Here is a 3,862-nt window from a genome sequence, read left to right as displayed (position 1 = left end):
CGACTACTCGTACTCCTTATCTGGTGGTATGCTAACGGCAATTTGAAGGCCAAATCGTCTAGCATTTAATGCTACCTTGACAATATTTTTACGGTATATATTTGGCAAAGCACATCAAAAGGAGTCCTCCGTGTCTGAGTTCCATTCTGAGATCAGTACCTTATCACCTGCTCCACTTTGGCAGTTTTTCGATAAGATTTGTTCTATCCCTCATCCATCGAAACATGAAGAAGCATTAGCACAGTACATTATCAACTGGGCAACAGAGCAAGGCTTTGACGTTCGCCGTGATCCAACCGGTAACGTGTTCATCAAAAAGCCCGCGACACCAGGAATGGAAAATAAGAAGGCTGTTGTACTTCAAGCACACATCGACATGGTGCCGCAGAAAAACGAAGACACTGAACACGACTTCACCAAAGATCCAATCCAACCTTACATCGATGGCGAATGGGTAACTGCGAAAGGCACGACGCTTGGTGCAGATAACGGTATTGGTATGGCTTCTTGCCTTGCTGTATTGGCATCTAAAGATATTAAGCACGGTCCACTCGAAGTTCTGCTGACGATTGATGAAGAAGCAGGCATGACTGGCGCATTTGGCCTTGAAGCTGGTTGGTTAGAGGGTGAGATTCTTCTAAATACAGACTCTGAGCAAGAAGGCGAAGTCTACATGGGTTGTGCAGGTGGCGTTGATGGCACCATGACTTTCGATATTTCTCGAGAATCAACGCCTGCAGGTTTTGTAACACGCCAACTGACGCTGAAAGGCCTAAAAGGTGGTCACTCAGGTTGTGACATTCACACAGGTCGCGGTAATGCCAACAAATTACTTGGTCGTTTCCTTGCCGGTCATGCTCAAGAGCTTGATTTACGTTTAGTCGAATTCCGTGGTGGTAGCTTACGTAATGCAATCCCTCGCGAAGCGTTTGTTACTGTCGCGCTTCCTGTCGAAAACCAAGACAAGCTTGCTGAGCTGTTCAACCACTACACTGAGCTGCTTAAAACTGAATTGGGTAAAATCGAAACAGGTATCGTAACCTTTAATGAAGTGATTACGACTGACGCGCAAGTATTTTCAATCGCCGATCAGCAACGATTCATTGCGGCACTTAACGCTTGTCCAAACGGCGTAATCCGTATGAGTGATGAGGTGGAAGGCGTTGTTGAAACTTCTCTAAACGTTGGTGTGATCAGCACAGAAGAAAATAAAGTCACCGTGCTTTGCTTGATTCGTTCTCTCATTGACTCTGGCCGTAGCCAAGTGGAAAGCATGCTGCGCTCGATTACTGAGCTAGCAGGCGCACAAATTCAGTTCTCAGGCGCTTACCCTGGCTGGAAGCCAGATGCAGATTCCGAGATCATGGCAATTTTCCGTGATATGTATGAAGGCATTTACGGTCATAAGCCGAACATCATGGTCATCCATGCTGGTCTTGAGTGTGGCCTATTTAAAGAACCATACCCACATATGGATATGGTTTCTTTCGGTCCAACAATAAAATTCCCTCACTCACCAGATGAGAAAGTGAAGATTGATACTGTTCAGTTGTACTGGGAGCAGATGGTCGCGCTTTTAGAAGCGATTCCAGAGAAAGCATAATTCAATCACGAAAAACGACAAAGGGTGCCATACGGCACCCTTTTTTTGGTTTAGTTGAACCCAACTACACACGGTTTTGCGCGTAAGCGGCTAATTCATCCATCGAGGTTTGTGCAACAACTTCACCATCAATGTAGTAAGTAACAAACTCACCATCGCGTACACCCATGAGTGTCGCCTTTTCACCGTTACTGTAAGTAATATCCATTTGAACAGTGTTCTCATCGATTTGCTGCATTCGCCCCCGCTCAATGACACGGTTATCCGCTAATGGTGCGATTGGTGCCGTCGTTAACGACTTATCTAACTGGTGATTGACATCAATGTAAGTATCTACCTTTGTATCGAAGATATGTGGCTTACCATTTAACGGGTTCTTACCCGTCCAAAATTCTAGAGAGTTAAACACGATATAATCCGCTGCGATCGCGACACCATAAACAGGCGCCAAAAGCATATTTAGGCCACCTCGAGCGTAACGGTTGTCAACAGCTTTCAAGTTAAATCCCATGACATAACCTGTCACGGCATTACTACCTACGCAACCTGAAAGTGAAACTGCTACCGCAGTCAATGCACCAATTTTAGCAATTGCCTTTTTCATCAAAACCTCTAGTTATAAAGTGTGAAACCTCAAATTCGGCGCGGATATTATCGGATAAAAAGTAGGGTTAAAAGTCCGTTTTTTTGTCCTCCATGAACAGTATTATTTTTAATACAGTCACATTTTTTAAGGCTATTATTGCGCTCTCATCTCTATGTCTTGTTATGTATTAAACTGATAGAAAAGATCATATTGAAAACAAAAACTTCACACACACCAAAATTTCACGCATGACGATTAAAGTAATTTGTCGTGTCCTTAATGAGAATGATTAGTGCGATTTTGCAGCAATTGTTACATTGCTGGTGACGCATTTGACAGAGATGGTTTATGGCCAGAAGTAAAAAAAGCAAAGTGTTTGAGCTCTTAGGACATCAAATACAACCAGGACAACGATTAGAGATCGAATTTGAAGCAGCGAAGCTATATACACATTCGCCTTTATCTATTCCTGTGGAAATCATCCATGGGAAACAAGAAGGACCAGTGTTAATGGTGAATGCTGCTATCCATGGTGATGAGCTTAATGGCGTAGAAATCGTTCGTCAGATCATTAACCAACTGGATCCACAAAAACTGAAAGGCACTGTCATTGCAGTACCTATCGTTAACGTTTTTGGTTTCATCCATAAATCTCGTTACTTGCCCGACCGACGAGATCTCAACCGTTGCTTTCCTGGCAGTGAAAAAGGCGCACTTGCATCTCGTATGGCACACGGGTTCTTTAACAACATTGCCAAGCGTTGTGACTACATTTTGGATCTACACACAGGGGCAATTCATCGCACGAACTTGCCACAGATTCGCGCAAACTTAAGCAACCCAGAAACTCTACGTATTGCTCAAGCATTTTCGACGCCAGTGATTGTTGATTCAGCATTGCGTGATGGCTCTTTACGCAGTGAAGCAGAAAAATGCGATATTCCAGTGCTCACCTACGAAGCTGGCGAAGCATTGCGTTTTGATCCACTTTCGATAAGCGCTGGTGTACTCGGGGTTCGGCGCGTAATGCAAGCCATTGGTATGTTGCGTGCGAGCAGGAAAAAGCTGCCTGAGCCTATCATAGCGAAGTCCACCAGCTGGGTTCGCGCGTCAGGTAACGGCATTTTGCGTACTGTCGTTAATCTGGGAGACAAAGTAGAACAGGGGGAAACGCTCGCTTATATTAGCTCTCCTCTTGGTCATGATGAGATAGAACTAAAAGCCCCGAAGCGTGGTTTGGTTATCGGTCAACAAACATTACCATTGGTGAACGAAGGCGATGCAATTTTCCACCTTGCCTATTTTAACCAAGGTGATAATGCTTTAGAGCAAGCAGTCGAAAGCTATATTGAAGGCCTCACTGAATTCGATGCCGAGCCGCTGACCACCGGACAGATACCGTTAGAAACTCAGTAATTCCTACCAAGTAGGCGCCTGATTAGCTCAAAAGGAGCAACAGTGCTCGCACTATCTTGTTTAAAGCCAATAAGCTCAGCGTCCATGATGCTGGGCTTTTTGTTTTATGTAAGCTAACGATACTCATCGCAGTTTCCACGAATGGATAAAAAACTTTACAAGCCATCGCAAAAACACATTTGATAATTAATCTCATTATCATTTATTAATCGTAATAATGTTCTTATAATCCGAGCTTCATAAAAACACTATAAATC

General features: G+C 43.9%; 3 protein-coding genes. 2 read left to right on the top strand and 1 reads right to left on the bottom strand.

The features are described 5' to 3' along the window. Positions 1–130 precede the first annotated feature (130 nt). Positions 131–1,603 (top strand): aminoacyl-histidine dipeptidase, encoded by a 1,473-nt coding sequence (locus CAG68_RS16115; RefSeq protein ID WP_053350265.1) that lies wholly within the window; start codon positions 131–133, stop codon positions 1,601–1,603. Between the two features lie 64 nt (positions 1,604–1,667). Here the strand turns inward: CAG68_RS16115 and CAG68_RS16110 are convergent, their stop codons facing one another. Then, positions 1,668–2,207: a DUF3332 domain-containing protein gene (locus tag CAG68_RS16110; RefSeq protein ID WP_161441362.1), complete on the bottom strand. Its 540-nt coding sequence runs from the start codon at positions 2,205–2,207 to the stop codon at positions 1,668–1,670. A gap of 330 nt (positions 2,208–2,537) precedes the next feature. Between CAG68_RS16110 and CAG68_RS16105 the strand changes: the two genes are divergently transcribed. Beyond that, the gene (locus CAG68_RS16105) at positions 2,538–3,605 is read left to right on the top strand and encodes a succinylglutamate desuccinylase/aspartoacylase family protein (RefSeq protein WP_042521202.1); all 1,068 of its coding nucleotides are present in this window, start codon (positions 2,538–2,540) and stop codon (positions 3,603–3,605) included. Positions 3,606–3,862 lie beyond the last annotated feature (257 nt).

Origin of the sequence: Vibrio sp. V42_P2S4T144, assembly GCF_009904715.1 — a bacterium.
Taxonomy (GTDB): Bacteria; Pseudomonadota; Gammaproteobacteria; order Enterobacterales; family Vibrionaceae; genus Vibrio; species Vibrio alginolyticus.
Note: the sequence above shows the minus strand (reverse complement) of the source record. Positions and strands in the feature narration are given on the sequence as shown.

Bases quoted from the DNA above. Each gene is read 5' to 3' on its own strand.
- CAG68_RS16110 (WP_161441362.1), bottom strand. From the start codon at position 2,207: ATGAAAAAGGCAATTGCTAAAATTGGTGCATTGACTGCGGTAGCAGTT.
- CAG68_RS16105 (WP_042521202.1), top strand. From the start codon at position 2,538: ATGGCCAGAAGTAAAAAAAGCAAAGTGTTTGAGCTCTTAGGACATCAA.